Source organism: Streptomyces sp. NPDC026538, assembly GCF_055567535.1.
Window position 1 is genome coordinate 1 of sequence record NZ_JBVHQG010000014.1, and the last position, 14742, is coordinate 14742.

Sequence of the window (14742 nt, forward strand, 5' to 3'; positions counted from 1 at the left end):
CGATCCGGTGAGCGGCGCACCGCTGGTGGTGCTGGTCGGCCCGATGGGCGTGGGCAAGTCCACGGTCGGGGAACTGCTCGCCGGGCGGCTCGGCGGGTTGACCGGTGAGAGGGCCGGCGGGTCGCGGTGATCCACCCCGAGGCGCTCGCCGAGAACGGTGACGTGCTCCGCGCCGACCTGGCCGGGCAGGGCTACGAGCCGTCGCCTGATGCCGGAACGCGCTCGGCCGGGCCCGGGGCGCGGGGGCTTTCGCGATGCGGCGGCGTTCCTGGTTCAGGAGAGCGGGACGCGGGTGAAGCGGGAGGCGATGCGCAGGTCGGTCTGGATGTGGTCCGCCGTGGTGCGCAGGTGCGGCAGGACGTCCGTCACGCACTCCTCCAGGGAGCGGCGGGCCGCGTGCGTGGCCACGTTCAGGGCGGCGACCGGGCGGCCGGTCCGGTCCCGTACCGGCACCGCGATCGAGCGCAGGCCCGACTCCAGTTCCTCGTCGGCGAGGGCGTATCCCGGTGGCCCGTCGGGGTCGAGGAGGGCCCGGCCGAGGGAGGTGCGGGCCGCCGGGAGGCGAGTGCCGACCGTGATGTCCACGGTCAGGACGCGGCTCGCGGTCGCCACCGCGATGTACTGGATCTCCGCCGGGTCCGCCCCCGGGACCGGTACGGCCAGGGCCGTCGGCTCCTGCAGCCGGTCCGTGAGGGTGCGGAGGTGGGGAGCCGCCAGGCGGGCGAGGGTGGTGCGGGACAGCGGCGGGTAGCCGAGCGACAGCACCCGGGGGGTGAGGGTGAAAATGCGGTCCCGCGCGGTCACCAGGCCCAGGTACTCGTAGGTGAGCAGGGCCCGGCGGGCCGTGGCCCGGGCCAGCCCCGTCGCCTTCGCCACATCCGTCAGGGTCAGGGCCGAGCGGCCCTCGCCGAACGCCGTGAGGATCGTCAGGCCGCGGGCCAGGGACTCCACGAAGTCGCGGCCCAGCTCGTGCTTGGACGCCGTGGTCCAGCCGGCCAGGCCGGAGGGCGGCGGGCCCGGCCGAGGCGGCGCGGCCTCGCGCAGTTCCCGCTCCATCGCGGTCACCGCCGTACGCAGGCGGGGCAGGAGCGCGGTGCGCAGCTCCGCCGCCGTGTGGCGGCTGGTGTGGCTGACGACGCTCGCCACGCAGGCCACCCCGCCGGTGGCCGGGTGGCGCACCGGGACGGACACCGCGACCAGTCCCGGTTCGATCAGCTGGTCGTCCAGGGCCCAGCCGTCCCGACGGGCCCGGTCCGCCCGCGCCGCGAAGTCGTCGGCGGTGGTGCCGCGGGGCGGTACGGCCGGGAAACCCGCGTCGGCCGGGTCCGCCGCGCGCCGGGCCCGCCAGGCCGTCCACTCCGGCTCCGTCCACTGCGCCGCGAACAGCGGGCCGGGGGCGGTGCGTTCGGCCGGCAGCAGGTCGCCGATGCGGAAGCTGACGGACATCGCGCGGCGGCGGGTCGCCTGGTGGATGAAGCGGATGCCGTCCCCGTCGGCGACCGCGAGCGAGACGGACTCGTCCAGCTCGTCGGCGAGGGCGTCGGCGTGCCCGTCGAGGAGGGCGGGCAGGCGGAGGGCGGCCAGGTAGGCGTTGCCGAGTTCCATCACGCGCGGGGTGAGTACCGCGTCCCGGCCGTACTGACGGACGTATCCGGTGCGGGCGAGGGTCGAGGTGATCCGGTCGACGGTGGAACGGGCGAGGCCCGTACGCCGTTCCAGCGCGCTCGCGCTCAGCGTCCCGCCCGCCTCGGTCAGTGCCGCCAGCACGGCCACCCCCCGGACGAGCGGGGCGACCGCCTCGGCCGGCGGATCGTGCGGTGGCACGGCGGGGGACAGGGGGGTGGTCATCGACTCTCCGGTACGGCGGCTTCCGCGATCTCCGGCACGGTGATCAGGGCACACCCACGATCTCCGGCACGGCGATCAGGACACGCCGGTGACCTCCGGCACGGTGATCAGGGCACGCCCACCGTAAACCCCGGCCGGGCCGGCTAGCGCCGCGTCACTTGTACGCGGTAGTTCCCTTCCGCGTCCACGTCCGCCACCCGCACCTCGATCCCGTGCTTCGGGTCCTTGAAGGTCTCGCCCGGGCCGAACGGGGCGTCGGAGAGTTCCGCCTGGACGTTGGGGCTGCGGGTGCAGCCGCCGGTGTCGCCGTGGGCGTCGTACACCTTGATCGGTCCGCGGCCGGTGTCGATGTTCGCGTCGACCTTGTAGATGAGGACGCCGGGACGGCAGACCTCCTCGTCGTTGCCGCCCTTGGTGCGGACCTCCAGGGCGTAACCGGTGCGGGCGTCGACGGGGACGAAGACCAGTTTGTGGCCACCGGCCCGGGAGAGCGGGGTCAGCGTGTAGTCGGTGCTGCCACCGGCGGCCGCGCAGCTGACCTGGTCGGCGTCGAGCCAGCCGAGCTTCCACTTGTGCCAGGCGAGGAGGTCGTTGTCGGCGCCCCAGTCCTCGCTCATGATGTCCCAGTGCCCGACCGCGCCCCCGCCCTCCTGGGTGTAGAGGTCGGGCAGGCCGAAGACGTGGCCGTTCTCGTGGGGGAGGACCCGGTAGCCGGTCTGCGTGTAGGAGCCGGAGCCGTCGTCCTGGCGGGAGTAGACGAAGGAGGCGTTGGCGACCGGGACGCCGTCGGCGACCGGGGCGTCGGAGTTGCCGGCGAAGGTCACCGACAGCACGGTGTCCAGGGCGGAGGGGCCGGCGTTCGGGGTGACCAGCACGTTCAGGAGGTCGTACGACCGGAAGTCCACCTCCGGGTCGGCGGCGGCCACGATGTCCTGGACCAGCTGCCGGTAGCCGGGGTCGAAGGGGGCACCGCGCTCTATGCCGTACGCGGCGAACGGCTTGGGCATCCGCAGCCAGTGGTCGACGGGGGCCGCCGGCTGGTAGTCGAGCTTGCCGTAGGAGGCGGTGCGGAACCAGTCCTGGGTCTGCGGGAAGAACTCGCGGTAGCGGTCGAGCGCGTTGCCCTGGCCGGGCGCGTCGGAGAAGTCGACCATCAGGGTCAGGGCGTGCACGGTGCCGGTGGAGCGGGAGTAGCCGCCCGGGGTGGGGACGCCCTCGGTCATCTGGACCTCGTGGGCCCCGCTGATCAGGCAGGGGCCGTAGACCGAGGAGCGGGCCAGCGCGATCGGGCCGGCGCCGGCCGGCGTGGGCGCCGCCGTGAGGTGTCCGGTGCCCGCCGAGGTGCTGACCGCGAGTATCAGCACGGTCACGGCGGCGAGGGAGACCGCACGGCGGTGGCGTATCGCGCGGCTCGGGGGCGTGCGCGGGGAGCGTGACGTGCGCGGGGAGCGCGGGGTGTGTGCGCTATGCGCGGTGTGCGTGGTGTGCGCGCTATGCGCGGTGTGTGGCGTGTGCGTGGTGTGTGGCGTGCGCGGGGCGCGTGGGGTGTCACGGTGCGCGGGTATCGGGCGGCTGGGCTGCGGCTGCATGCATGGACCTTTCGCGCCACGGCAGCCGCCGGTTTCCGGCTGCACCCTCTCGATCACCCTGTGTCGGCGGGGCGGCGGGCGCGCGCTGGAGAGGCCGATCGTGCGATTCCCCGGCCCAGAAGATGTGACTCAGGTCACATGAAATGAGGAGAGGGTGTGGAAATAACCGGGGACCCTCTCCCCGTTTAGACCTGTGTCCGAGCGAAACGGGGAACGGATCCCCGGATCGTGGAAGCCCAGAGCATCACCCAGACCACCAGACAAGGAGTGCGCCGTGCAGACCGCGACCGCCACCCCCACCGTGCGCAAGGCGCCCCGGCCCCGCGCCGACGCCCTGCGCAACCGGGAGCGGATCGTCATCGCCGCCCGCGAGATGTTCACCGAGTACGGCCCAGATGTGCCGCTCGACGAGATCGCCCGCCGGGCCGGCGTCGGCAACGCCACGGTGTACCGCAACTTCCCCGACCGCGACGCACTCGTCCGTGAGGTCGTCTGCTCCGTGATGGACCGGACGTCGGAAGCGGCCGAGCTCGCGCTCGCGGAGACCGGGGACGCCTTCGGGGCGCTGGAGAGGTTCGTGCACGCCTCCGCCGACGAGCGGGTCAGCGCGCTGTGCCCGATGGTCTCCAGCACCTTCGACAAGAACCATCCCGACCTGGAAGCGGCGCGCGAGCGCTGTGAGCGGCTCATCGAGCAGCTCATGGACCGCGCCAAGGCGGCCGGGCAGCTCCGCCCGGACGTGGGTGTCGGCGACGTGATGATCGCCGTGGCTCAGCTCAGCCGGCCCCCGTTCGGCACCGACTGCCTGGTCGGCGACCGCTTCGTCCACCGTCATCTGCAGCTGTTCCTGGACGGACTGCGGGCCCCGGCCCGTTCCGCCCTGCCGGGTACGGCCGTGACCATGGAGGACCTCCGCCAGGCCTGAACGACCGAGAGCGACCGCACCGTCCCACGGGGGGCCGATCAGTTTCGGACCGAGCGCCGGTCCTTCATGGCGCGCACCCCTTGTTCCGCACCGACCACCGTCTGCGCTCCACCGATCCCTTTTTCCGTCACGAACGCCGGCCCTCGGGCCTGTGTCGTCGACCGTCCGTAACGAAGCACCGACTTTCCGTCACGCATTCACGAAGTCAAGAAGTGGGTACCCCCATGTCCGAAACAGCCGCCAAGGCTCCCGGCGCACCGGCGCAGTCCGGTGACGCCAACCGCTGGAAAGCGCTGGTCTTCATCGCGCTCGCCCAGCTGATGGTCGTCCTCGACGCCACCATCGTGAACATCGCGCTGCCCTCCGCCCAGACCGACCTGGGCATCTCCGACGGCAACCGGCAGTGGGTCGTCACGGCCTACGCCCTCGCCTTCGGCGGTCTGCTCCTCTTCGGCGGCCGGATCGCCGACCTGTGGGGCCGTAAGCGGGCCTTCGTCATAGGCCTGACCGGCTTCGCCGCCGCCTCCGCGCTCGGCGGCGCGGCGACCAGCGGCGCGATGATGTTCGGCGCCCGCGCCCTCCAGGGTGCCTTCGGCGCCATGCTCGCGCCGGCCGCGCTCTCCCTGCTCGCCGTGATGTTCACGGACGCCAAGGAGCGTGCCAAGGCGTTCGGTATCTACGGCGCGATCGCCGGTGGCGGCGGCGCCGTCGGCTTCATCCTCGGCGGTGTGCTCACCGAGTACCTGGACTGGCGCTGGACGTTCTTCGTCAACATCCCGTTCGCCATCGTCGCGGCGCTCGGCGCGTACTTCGTCATCCGCGAGCCGGAGGGCGGCCGCAACCGCAACCCGCTCGACATCCCCGGCGTGCTCCTGTCCACCCTCGGCCTGGTCTCCCTGGTCTACGGCTTCACCCGCGCCGAGTCCGACGGCTGGGGCGACGCCACCACCATCGGCCTGTTCGTCGCCTCCGTGGTGCTGCTGGTCGCGTTCGTCGTCACCGAGACCCGGGTCAAGGCCCCGTTGCTGCCGCTGCGCGTGGTCCTCGACCGCAACCGCGGCGGTATCTACCTCTCCCTCGGTATCGCGATCATCGCGATGTTCGGCACGTTCCTCTTCCTGACCTACTACCTCCAGGTCATCAAGGGCTTCTCGCCGATCAAGACCGGCTTCGCGTTCCTGCCGATGATCGCGGGCATGATGGTCGGCTCCACCCAGATCGGCACCCGTCTGATGACCCGGGTCCCGGCCCGGGCGCTGATGGGCCCCGGCTTCCTGGTCGCCGCGGCCGGCATGCTGGTGATGACCCAGATGGAGATCGGCTCGTCGTACGCCTCGACGATCCTGCCGGCGATGCTGCTGCTCGGTCTCGGCATGGGTACGGCGTTCATGCCGGCCATGTCCCTGGCCACGCTCGGCGTCGAACCCCGTGACGCCGGTGTCGCCTCCGCGATGGTCAACACCTCGCAGCAGGTGGGCGGCGCGATCGGCACCGCCCTGCTGAACACGATCGCCGCGTCCGCGACGACGTCGTACATCAAGGACCACATCGCCACCGCGACCTCCAAGTCGCAGCAGCAGCTGGTCCAGATGGAGGGCGCCGTGCACGGCTACGCCAACGCGATCTGGGTCGCCGTCGGCATGCTGGTGCTGGCCGCGGTGGTCGTGGTGACCTTCGTCAACGCCGGCAAGCCGGACACCACGACGGTGGCCTCGGGCGAGGGCGCGGAGGACGAGGTGGCGATCCCGGTGGTCGCCCACTGAGCCTCTGAGCCACCACCGGCCGACCGGGTACCCGCACGCGGGCCTGTCCTGAGCTCCTCAGCGGAGCCAGGGCAGGTCCGCGCCCGCTTCGTTGGGCTGCAGGCCCTCGGCGACGATCTGCATGATCTCGCCGAGGGTCTGCTGCTGTTCGGGGGTCAGCCGCTCGAACAGCGCCTGCCGTACGGCGGCCACATGGCCCGGCGCGGTACGGCGCAGCACCTCGGAGCCCTCGTCGGTCAGGACGGCGAACTGGCCCCGCTTGTCGGAGGGGCAGTCCTCCCGGCGCACCCAGCCGTTCTTCTCCAGGCGCGCGACGGCGTGCGAGAGCCGGGACCGGGTGATCTTCGCCCCCATGGCCAGCTCGGTCATCCGCAGCCGCCGCCCGGGCGCCTCGGCGAGCCCGACCAGCAGGCCGTAGTAGATGTGCGGCATCCCCGCGTCCCGCTGGAGCTGACGGTCCAGATGGTCCTCCAGCAGGGTCGTGGCGTGCAGATACGAGCGCCAGACGCGCTGTTCTTCGTCGCTGAGCCAGCGGCCGGCGGCGGTCGCGGAGGTGGGTGCCGTATTCATGGATCCCACTGTACGAGGCCTCTCCTTGAAGGTTAAACAAGTGGGGCGTATGGTGTTTCACGGAAAGCTTGAGAGTTAAAACATGGGGCCCTGGGGGTTCCCGTCCGTGGAGGGAGCCGCCGTCATGACCGCCGCCGCACAGGAGCGACCCGCCGCTTCCGAGGGGCGCATGCCCGCCCTCTACCTGAGCCACGGCGCGCCGCCGCTCGCCGACGACCCGGTCTGGCCCGGCGAACTGGCCGCCTGGAGCGCCGGTCTGCCCCGCCCCAAGGCGATCCTGATGGTCTCCGCTCACTGGGAGGAGGCACCCCTCGCCCTCGGTGCCGTCCAGACCGTCCCCCTCGTCTACGACTTCTGGGGCTTCCCCGAGCACTACTACCAGGTGCGGTACGCGGCCCCCGGCGCACCCGCGCTCGCCGAGTCCGTACGCAAGCTGCTGCGCGCCCCCGGCACCCCCGTGCAGGACATCCCGGACCGCGGGCTCGACCACGGCGCCTACGTGCCCCTGGTGGAGATGTTCCCGGCCGCGGACATCCCTGTCCTGCAGATTTCCATGCCCACCCTCGACCCGGTCCGGCTGATGGAGATCGGCCGGCGGCTCGCCCCGCTGCGCGACGAGGGCGTGCTGATCGTCGGCTCCGGCTTCTTCACCCACAACCTGGCCGCCCTGCGCCACACCGGCGCCGGGGTGCCGTCCTGGTCCTCGGAGTTCGACGAGTGGGGACACCGGGCCCTGGAGCACCGTGACTGGGACGCCCTGCTGGACTTCCTCGACAAGGCACCGGCCGGCCGTTACGCCCACCCGCGCACCGAGCACTTCGCCCCGCTCTTCGTCACCATGGGTGCGGCGGAGGCCGGCGGCGAGCTGGACGCGCAGAAGTCGGTGATCGACGGGTTCTGGATGGGGATGGCCAAGCGGTCGGTGCAGTTCGGCTGAGCGGCGGCGGGGGAGGTCGGCTGAAACTGGCCCTTGGTTGGAGCGGGCGCTCGGCGGGAGCGGGCATCGATTGGAGCGGGCCCCCGATCGGGGCGGGCGCTCGGCGGGAGCGGGCCCTGGCCGGAGCAGGCCCTCGGCTAGAGCGGGCGTTCGTACCAGGCCACGTCCCAGTAGCGATCGAACTTGCGGCCCACCTCGCGGTACGTGCCGACGTACCGGAAGCCGAAGCGCTCGTGCAGCCGGGTGGACGCCTCGTTCGGCTGCGCGATGCCCGCGTATGCGCGGTGCAGGTCCTCGCCGGCGAGTGCCTCGAAGAGGGTCTTGTAGAGGAGCGTGCCGATGCCGCGTCCGCCGGCGTCCGGGGCGACGTAGACCGTGGTCTCCACCGAGGTCCCGTAGGCGGGTTTCGCACGGTAAGGGCTGGATGTGGCGTACCCGAGAATCTCCTGTGAGTCCGCCGACGTGGCAACCATCAGGCGGTACGGGCCGTCTTCCGGGTGGGAGAGCAGCCATGCACGACGCTCTTCCGGCGTGAAGGCCACCGTGTCGAATGTGATGGACGTCTCACGTACGTAGTGGTTGTAGAGGTTCGTGAGAGCTTCGAGGTCTCCCTCGACTCCCGGCCTGACCTGCACCTCTGTACGTCCTGGCGACATCACGCCCCCTCGGTCGGTCCGACAGGGTACTGCATGATCAGAAAAATCGGGGGGCGGCATGGGAATTCTGTCCGGATTCCAGTCGTTGTTTCCTTCGGATGCCGGGCACAAGACCAGAACGCCGGGAGTTCCAGAAGCGGACTCCGCAGCGCCGCCGGCCGAGCGCCGAGCATCGGAAGACCGAGAAGAACCGGATAGGACCACCCCGCCCGCCCACCATCGCAAGGGAGCACCGCATGGCAACCCGTGCCGTCGCCCGTCGTCAGTCCGCCACCGGCGAGACGGCCGACTCGGCAAGCAGTGTTCGCCGCGTCCATGGCGGCGAGATCGCCGACCGCGATCTGGTCGGCATGTATCTCGACGAGATCGCGCGCACACCGCTCCTCGACGCCGCCAAGGAAGTCGAGCTGTCCCAGACCATTGAGGCGGGTGTGTTCGCGCGGCAGGTCCTCGACGGCGAGGAGGAGTCCGGGTCGGACGCCACCCGCGAAGAGCTGGAGGCGCTCGTCGCCGCCGGCGAGCGGGCGAAGGACGTCTTCATCCGCTCCAACCTCCGCCTGGTCGTGGCCGTCGCCCGACGCTACCCGCGCAGTGGCCTGCCCCTGCTGGACCTGGTCCAGGAGGGCAACGCCGGCCTGGTGCGTGCCGTGGAGAAGTTCGACTACCGCAAGGGCTTCAAGTTCTCCACGTACGCCACCTGGTGGATCCGCCAGGCGATCACCCGTTCCATCGCCGACCAGTCCCGGACCATCCGGCTCCCCGTCCACCTGGTGGAGGAGCTGGGCCGGATCCGCCGCGTCCAGCGCGAGTTCAACCGGGAGCACGGCCGCGACCCGGAGCCCGCCGAGATCGCCGCCGAGCTCGGCTCCAACGCCGAGCGCGTCATCGACGTCCTCGACTGGGCCCGTGACCCGGTGTCCCTGAACATGTCGGTGGACGACGAGGGTGAGACGCAGTTCGGCGACCTCCTTGAGGACACGTCGGCGGTGAGCCCCGAGCAGTCGGTCCTGACCCTGCTGCGCAGCGAGGAACTGGACGACCTGATCGGCCGCCTGGACCAGCGCACGGCCTCCATCATCAAGATGCGGTACGGCATCGATGACGGCCGCGAGCGCACGCTGACCGAGGTCGGCAAGGAGCACGGACTGACCCGTGAGCGCATCCGCCAGATCGAGAAGCACGCACTGCTGGAGCTGAAGAAGCTCGCCCGCAGCACGGGGTTCGAGCCGGCGGCGTAAGGGAGTTGTGTCCGCGGGCGCATGGGGCTCCCGCGTCTGCGGGAGCCCCCGCGGTTCGCGGGACCGCGGGGGCTCCCGAGTGTGTGCGGGCTCGCGGGCCTGGGGGCGCGCGTGGAGCCGTTCACGCCGAGCGCGTGCGCCGGGTGGCGAAAGACGGCGCAAACATGGCGCGGTACCGCCGCTTCAAGGCTCCGCGTGTAGGGAACAACCAATCCGGGCCGGGGAGTTGAGGGCCCCGGCCGGGCGGCCGGCTCAGAAGGGCGGTCGGCTCATGGGAACAACGGGCTTTTCGCGGGGCAGCCCGCGACGATCCCTGACCACGGCCTGTGACGACGGCTTCCGACGACGACGTATGACGATCCCTCAGTGAGCCACGTCCCGACGCACCGATCCCCCCGGCGCCGGGACTTCCGCAGAGCCGGGCTCCGGCGCCCCACCCCCCGGGCGCCGGAGCCCGGCTCCATTGTTCGGCGAGCACCCGGCGAGCACTTGTCGGCTGTTCCGCGGCCGCCCGGCTCCGCGCCCCGCCACGGCGCCGCGCGTGTGCCGGGTTCTGTCTCTTCCCGGCATCCTGGAACGGTGGCTCACCCCGTACCTGAACCACGGGGTGAACCACCGGATGGCAGATTCTGCCACAGCGGCATAGCCTGCCGAGGTGAGCACCCCCAGCACCACCGGCAACACCTCCCGCCAGGATCCTCCCGGTGTCTCCCTGACGGAGCGGCGCAAGGCGGAGACCCGGATGGAGATCGCCCGGGCGGCCGCGGGCCTCTTCGTACGGCAGGGCCTGCGAGCCACCCGCGCCGAGGACATCGCACACGCCGCCGGCATCGCGCCCCGCACGTTCTACCGCTACTTCGCCACGAAGGAGGAGGCGGTCGCCCCGCTCTACGCGGCGGGCGCCCAGCGCTGGGCGGAGGCCGTACGGTCGGCCCCCGCGGCCCTCTCGGTCCCCGAGGCACTCGAACACGCCGTCCACCACACCCTGACCCCCGGCGCCGGTGTCTCCGCGGCGTCCTGGGAATGGGTGCGCACCCTGATCCACCTCGCCGACACCAGTCCGGCCCTGCGCAAGGTGTGGGCGGAGGTGTGCCAGTCCTCGGAAGACCTCCTGGCGACGATCCTGGCGGAGCGCACCGCACCTGACACCGCATCCGACAACGTTGCCCCCACGCCGCACCTCCGTTTCGCCTCGGCGGTGGCCGGTGCGGCGGTCCGAGTGGCGGTCGAGTCCTGGGCGGCGGGCACGGCGTCCCCGTCGGACGCGGAGGGACCGGCGGCGCTCGCGCTGCGGAACCTGGCGGATCTGCGCGGGTTCGCCTGGGGAGAGCAGACGTAGCGGATACGGCTTCTCGAGCCGGCCGTGCGGCTGCTCAAGCCGGCCACAGGCAAACGCGCCGACCCAGTGCCTGAAGGGTCACCTACGTCTGAAGGGCCGTCGGCCTGTAGGTGCTGCGGTGCCTGTTGGTGCTCCGGCGCCTGTAGGGCTTCGGGTGCCCAAAGGGCCTGGGTGGCGCGTGGCCGCGCGCTCACGCGCCCCCACCGGCCCGCGCCAACCGACCTCCCAGCTCCCTCGCACACTCCACGAGTTCCCTTGGCTCCCGCACCACGAACTCGTACCCCGCCATCACCAGCCGCACCGCCAGCCACTCCTGCGGATCCCCGGTGGTCCCTCGCACCACGCACCATCCGCCCCCTTCGTCCACCGGCGTCCCCAGCCATCCCGGCACCCGGGCCCCCACCTCCGCCGCCGCCCCGGCGAACGCGACCACGAACTCGTACGTCTCCTGCTGCCGTTGGATCGACCGGCGCAGATACTCCGCCGCACTCCCCGTCGGCAACTCCCGCGGAGCGAACCGCGCCCCGGTCGCGAACGGCTCGCTCACCCGGTCGACCCGGAACGTCCGCCAGTCGTCACGATCGACGTCGTACGCCACGAGGTACCAACGCCGCCCGGTCGACACCAGCCGGTACGGCTCGGCCTGCCGCCGCGTCTCGCTTCCGTCCGCCGCCCGGTAGGCGAACCGCAACCGCTCCCGCCCCGCGACCGCCGACGCCATCACGGTCAGCGTCTCCGGCGCGATACTCGCCCCGTCCCCACTGGTCAGCGGCGTGGTCGCGGCCTGAAGCGTGGCCACCCGGTGCCGCAGCCGGGCCGGCAGCACCTGCTCCAGCTTCGCCAGCGCCCGTACGGACGCCTCGTCCACCCCCTCCAGGGCATGCCCCGCTCCGGCGCGCAGCCCGACCGCGATGGCCACCGCCTCCTCGTCGTCGAGGAGCAACGGCGGCATCGCCTTCCCGGCGACCAGCCGGTACCCGCCGTCGGCCCCCTTGCTGGCCTCCACCGGATACCCCAGCTCCCGCAGCCGGTCGATGTCCCGCCGCACGGTGCGCCGGGACACCCGGAGCCGGTCGGCGAGTTCACCGCCGGGCCACTCACGGGGCGTCTGGAGCAGAGACAGCAGCTGGAGCAGTCGAGCCGGAGTGTCTGTCGTCATGCACCAGAGGATGCCTTACAACTAGGACAGGATCTGACCTACTCGCGACCTACGTTGTCGACATGACTTCCGTTGACGACAACGCCGCAAAGGGGCGCGGGGAACTGCGCACTCAACCACGACGAACCCGCAGGCAACCCGCCACAGCGACCCCGACGGCACTCGAAACGTCGGCCACCCCCGGCGCACCGCACCGCTGGCTGGCCCTGGCCATCGTCATGACCGCCGCCTTCATGGACCTGGTCGACGTCACGATCGTCAACATCGCCATCCCCTCCATCCAGCGGACCGCCCACGCCTCCTTCAGTCAGATCCAGTGGATAACCGCCGGCTACGCCCTCGCCTTCGCGGCCGGCCTGATCACCGGAGGCCGCCTCGGTGACATTCACGGCCGCAAACGGATCTTCCTCCTCGGGGTCGGCGGCTTCACCCTCGCCTCGGCCCTGTGCGGCTTCGCCGCCAACCCGGAGATGCTGGTCGCCGCCCGCATCCTGCAGGGCGGCATGGCCGCGATGATGGTCCCGCAGGTCCTCTCCATCGTGCACGCCACCTTCCCGGCGCATGAGCGCGGCAAGGTGTTCGGCCTGTTCGGCGCGATCGTCGGGCTGGGCGCGGTCTCCGGCCCGCTGCTCGGCGCCCTTCTGACGGAGTGGAACGTCCTCGGCCTCGAATGGCGCCCGATCTTCCTCATCAACCTCCCGGTCGGCATCGCGGCCCTGCTCCTCGGTCGCCGTTACATCAGCGAATCCAGGGCACCGCACGCCCTGAAGCTCGACCTCGTCGGCGTCGCCCTGGTCACCCTCGGCCTGCTGATGCTGCTCTACCCGCTGACCCGCGGCCGCGAGCTGGGCTGGCCGCTGTGGGGGTACGCGTCGATGGCGGGGGCGCTCGTCGTCTTCGGCGCGCTGGTGGGGTACGAACGCCGCAAGGCGGCCCGGGACGGTTCCCCGCTCATCGAACCGTCCCTGTTCAAGGTGAAGAGCTTCGCCGCCGGCATCGCCGTGCAGACCGTCTTCGGTGTCGCGCTCGGCATCTTCTTCCTGGTCTGGACGCTGTACATGCAGGACGGCCTCGGCTGGAGCCCGTTGCGCGCGGGTCTGACCGGGGTGCCGTTCTCGATCGCCGTCTCCGTGGCGGCCGGCCTGTCCGTGCAGAAACTGGTCCCGCGCTTCGGTCGCAAGGTGCTGCAGGCGGGCGCTCTGGTCATGGGCCTGGGCGTCCTGCTCTACATCTGGGAGTCCGATCGCTACGGCCTCGCCATCGCCTCCTGGCAGATGGCCCTGCCGCTGGTCGTGATGGGTGCGGGCATGGGTCTGATCGTCGCCCCGCTGACCGACGCGGTGCTGTCGGAGGTGCCGCGCGAGCACGCCGGTTCCGCCTCCGGTCTGATCAACACCGTCCAGCAGATGGGCAACGCGCTCGGCCTCGGGCTGGTCTCGGTCGTCTTCTTCGGCGTCATCGACGACCGCCTGACCCCGGACCAGGTCGGCCCGGCCTTCGTGAACGCCTTCCAGCACGCGCTGCTCTGGGTGGCCGCCGTCATGGCCGTGATGTTCCTGCTGATGTCCGCCCTGCCGAAGCGCCCGGCGCAGCACGTGGAGGGCGGCGGCACGGAGGAGGCCCTCCCGGCGCAACCGGAGGACGAGCCCGCGCTCGTCCCCTGAACACGCCTCCCGAGCGCGCCCTGAGCGCGCCCCCGAGGAAGGGCCCGGCACCTCTTGGTGCCGGGCCCTTCCGCATACGCCAAGAAGTCTTCCGCGCTCCTCTCCCGCCTCTCCGGACGGCACGGAAGTCCGAACATGCCCGGTTGAAGCCCGAACCTGTTTACTTTCCGGAAATCCGGGCGTAGCCTCCAGCGAAACCACAAGTTCGGGCACGAGTCAGACGCAGTCGGACACGAGCCGGACCAGTCCGACGTATCTTGGAGCGGAGGCGCAGGGCATGTACGCACCGGAGCGGCAGCAGGAGATCCTCCGGCTCGCCCGTGACGGCGGCCGGGTGGACGTCGTGTCGCTCGCCGAGGAGTTCCAGGTCACCGCGGAAACGATCCGACGCGACCTGAAGGCCCTCGACCGCGCCGGCCTGGTCCGCCGGGTGCACGGCGGTGCCATCCCGGCCGGCCGCCTCGACTTCGAGCCGGACCTCGCCGAACGCGAGTCCACCTCGGCCGACGAGAAGGACCGCATCGCCAAGGCCGCCGTCTCGGAACTGCCGACCGAGGGCACCCTGATCCTCGACGCCGGCACGACGGTCGCCCGCCTCGCCGGGGCCATCCCGCTGGAGGCGTCCCTCACCGTCGTCACGCACAGCCTGCCGATCGCGGCCCGCCTCGCCGACCACCCGGGCATCCAGCTCCACCTGGTCGGGGGGCGCGTACGGCACCGCACGCGCGCCGCCGTGGACGCCTGGGCGCTCCGCGCGTACAGCGAGATCCGGGCGGACGTCCTCTTCGTCGCGGCCAACGGCTTCTCCGCCGACCAGGGCCTGACCACCCCCGACCTCGCCGAGGCCGCGGTCAAGCGGGCGGCCGTCGCCGCGGCCCGCCGGGTGGTCCTGCTCGCCGACTCCGCCAAGCACGGCCAGGAGCACTTCGCCCGCTTCGGCGACCTGAGCGACGTGGACCTGCTGATCACCGACAGCGGGCTGAGCCCCGAGGACGCCGCCGCCATCGAGCGCGGCGGCACGGAAGTAGTACGAGCATGAGCACCACGGACAGCG

12 protein-coding genes and 2 pseudogenes are annotated in these 14742 nt (G+C 71.7%); 9 read left to right on the plus strand and 5 right to left on the minus strand.

The genetic code is table 11. The annotated features are described in order from the left end of the window. Window positions 1–7 precede the first annotated feature (7 nt). Both ACZ4N4_RS39630 and ACZ4N4_RS39635 read left to right on the plus strand, forming a co-directional pair. A pseudogene (locus ACZ4N4_RS39630) lies at window positions 8–94 on the plus strand (shikimate kinase); the annotation flags it as partial. Next, window positions 74–198, plus strand: a pseudogene (locus ACZ4N4_RS39635) (3-dehydroquinate synthase); the annotation flags it as partial. The pseudogenes ACZ4N4_RS39630 and ACZ4N4_RS39635, both read left to right, overlap by 21 nt. 75 nt (window positions 199–273) lie before the next feature. Here ACZ4N4_RS39635 and ACZ4N4_RS39640 read toward each other — a convergent pair. Next, window positions 274–1848, minus strand: a complete 1575-nt coding sequence (locus ACZ4N4_RS39640; protein ID WP_467598186.1) for an IclR family transcriptional regulator domain-containing protein — start codon at window positions 1846–1848, stop codon at window positions 274–276. A 143-nt stretch (window positions 1849–1991) separates the two neighbouring features. Beyond that, window positions 1992–3218 carry a M6 family metalloprotease domain-containing protein gene (locus ACZ4N4_RS39645; protein WP_467598189.1) on the minus strand — a complete coding sequence of 409 codons (1227 nt, stop codon included), beginning with the start codon at window positions 3216–3218 and terminating at the stop codon, window positions 1992–1994. A gap of 493 nt (window positions 3219–3711) precedes the next feature. On the opposite strand from ACZ4N4_RS39645, the gene ACZ4N4_RS39650 reads away from it, so the two are divergent. After that, the gene (locus ACZ4N4_RS39650) at window positions 3712–4362 is read left to right on the plus strand and encodes a TetR/AcrR family transcriptional regulator (protein WP_467598192.1); all 651 of its coding nucleotides are present in this window, start codon (window positions 3712–3714) and stop codon (window positions 4360–4362) included. Between the two features lie 224 nt (window positions 4363–4586). Then, window positions 4587–6125, plus strand: a complete 1539-nt coding sequence (locus ACZ4N4_RS39655; RefSeq protein WP_453564996.1) for an MFS transporter — start codon at window positions 4587–4589, stop codon at window positions 6123–6125. 57 nt (window positions 6126–6182) lie between these two features. Here the strand turns inward: ACZ4N4_RS39655 and ACZ4N4_RS39660 are convergent, their stop codons facing one another. After that, window positions 6183–6695 carry a MarR family winged helix-turn-helix transcriptional regulator gene (locus ACZ4N4_RS39660; RefSeq protein WP_467598195.1) on the minus strand — a complete coding sequence of 171 codons (513 nt, stop codon included), beginning with the start codon at window positions 6693–6695 and terminating at the stop codon, window positions 6183–6185. Between the two features lie 124 nt (window positions 6696–6819). Between ACZ4N4_RS39660 and ACZ4N4_RS39665 the strand changes: the two genes are divergently transcribed. Beyond that, complete coding sequence (locus ACZ4N4_RS39665) at window positions 6820–7632, plus strand: dioxygenase family protein (protein WP_450765388.1); 813 nt, start codon at window positions 6820–6822, stop codon at window positions 7630–7632. A gap of 137 nt (window positions 7633–7769) precedes the next feature. Here ACZ4N4_RS39665 and ACZ4N4_RS39670 read toward each other — a convergent pair whose 3' ends face one another. Further along, on the minus strand, window positions 7770–8288 hold the full coding sequence (locus ACZ4N4_RS39670; protein ID WP_453564992.1) for a GNAT family N-acetyltransferase: 519 nt from the start codon (window positions 8286–8288) through the stop codon (window positions 7770–7772). Between the two features lie 236 nt (window positions 8289–8524). On the opposite strand from ACZ4N4_RS39670, the gene ACZ4N4_RS39675 reads away from it, so the two are divergent. Next, window positions 8525–9526, plus strand: coding sequence for a sigma-70 family RNA polymerase sigma factor (locus ACZ4N4_RS39675; protein WP_450765391.1), 1002 nt, complete (start codon window positions 8525–8527; stop codon window positions 9524–9526). Window positions 9527–10268: 742 nt separating this feature from the next. Beyond that, window positions 10269–10865 carry a TetR/AcrR family transcriptional regulator gene (locus ACZ4N4_RS39680; RefSeq protein WP_467598645.1) on the plus strand — a complete coding sequence of 199 codons (597 nt, stop codon included), beginning with the start codon at window positions 10269–10271 and terminating at the stop codon, window positions 10863–10865. Between the two features lie 190 nt (window positions 10866–11055). Here the strand turns inward: ACZ4N4_RS39680 and ACZ4N4_RS39685 are convergent, their stop codons facing one another. Then, a complete protein-coding gene (locus ACZ4N4_RS39685; protein ID WP_467598199.1) occupies window positions 11056–12024 on the minus strand; it encodes a helix-turn-helix transcriptional regulator in 969 nt (322 codons plus the stop codon). A 62-nt stretch (window positions 12025–12086) separates the two neighbouring features. Here ACZ4N4_RS39685 and ACZ4N4_RS39690 point away from each other — a divergent pair, with 62 nt between their 5' ends. Together ACZ4N4_RS39690 and ACZ4N4_RS39695 are read left to right on the plus strand one after the other, a co-directional pair. Next, complete coding sequence (locus tag ACZ4N4_RS39690; RefSeq protein ID WP_467598202.1) at window positions 12087–13688, plus strand: MFS transporter; 1602 nt, start codon at window positions 12087–12089, stop codon at window positions 13686–13688. A 277-nt stretch (window positions 13689–13965) separates the two neighbouring features. Then, the gene (locus tag ACZ4N4_RS39695) at window positions 13966–14727 is read left to right on the plus strand and encodes a DeoR/GlpR family DNA-binding transcription regulator (RefSeq protein WP_351739087.1); all 762 of its coding nucleotides are present in this window, start codon (window positions 13966–13968) and stop codon (window positions 14725–14727) included. Window positions 14728–14742: the final 15 nt, after the last annotated feature.

Excerpts from the sequence above, each read along its gene's own strand:
- ACZ4N4_RS39655 (WP_453564996.1), top strand. The coding sequence starts at position 4,587 with ATGTCCGAAACAGCCGCCAAGGCTCCCGGCGCACCGGCGCAGTCCGGT.
- ACZ4N4_RS39695 (WP_351739087.1), top strand. The coding sequence starts at position 13,966 with ATGTACGCACCGGAGCGGCAGCAGGAGATCCTCCGGCTCGCCCGTGAC.
- ACZ4N4_RS39665 (WP_450765388.1), top strand. The coding sequence starts at position 6,820 with ATGACCGCCGCCGCACAGGAGCGACCCGCCGCTTCCGAGGGGCGCATG.
- ACZ4N4_RS39680 (WP_467598645.1), top strand. The coding sequence starts at position 10,269 with ATGGAGATCGCCCGGGCGGCCGCGGGCCTCTTCGTACGGCAGGGCCTG.
- ACZ4N4_RS39675 (WP_450765391.1), top strand. The coding sequence starts at position 8,525 with ATGGCAACCCGTGCCGTCGCCCGTCGTCAGTCCGCCACCGGCGAGACG.
- ACZ4N4_RS39640 (WP_467598186.1), bottom strand. The coding sequence starts at position 1,848 with ATGACCACCCCCCTGTCCCCCGCCGTGCCACCGCACGATCCGCCGGCC.
- ACZ4N4_RS39660 (WP_467598195.1), bottom strand. The coding sequence starts at position 6,695 with ATGAATACGGCACCCACCTCCGCGACCGCCGCCGGCCGCTGGCTCAGC.
- ACZ4N4_RS39685 (WP_467598199.1), bottom strand. The coding sequence starts at position 12,024 with ATGACGACAGACACTCCGGCTCGACTGCTCCAGCTGCTGTCTCTGCTC.
- ACZ4N4_RS39670 (WP_453564992.1), bottom strand. The coding sequence starts at position 8,288 with ATGTCGCCAGGACGTACAGAGGTGCAGGTCAGGCCGGGAGTCGAGGGA.
- ACZ4N4_RS39690 (WP_467598202.1), top strand. The coding sequence starts at position 12,087 with ATGACTTCCGTTGACGACAACGCCGCAAAGGGGCGCGGGGAACTGCGC.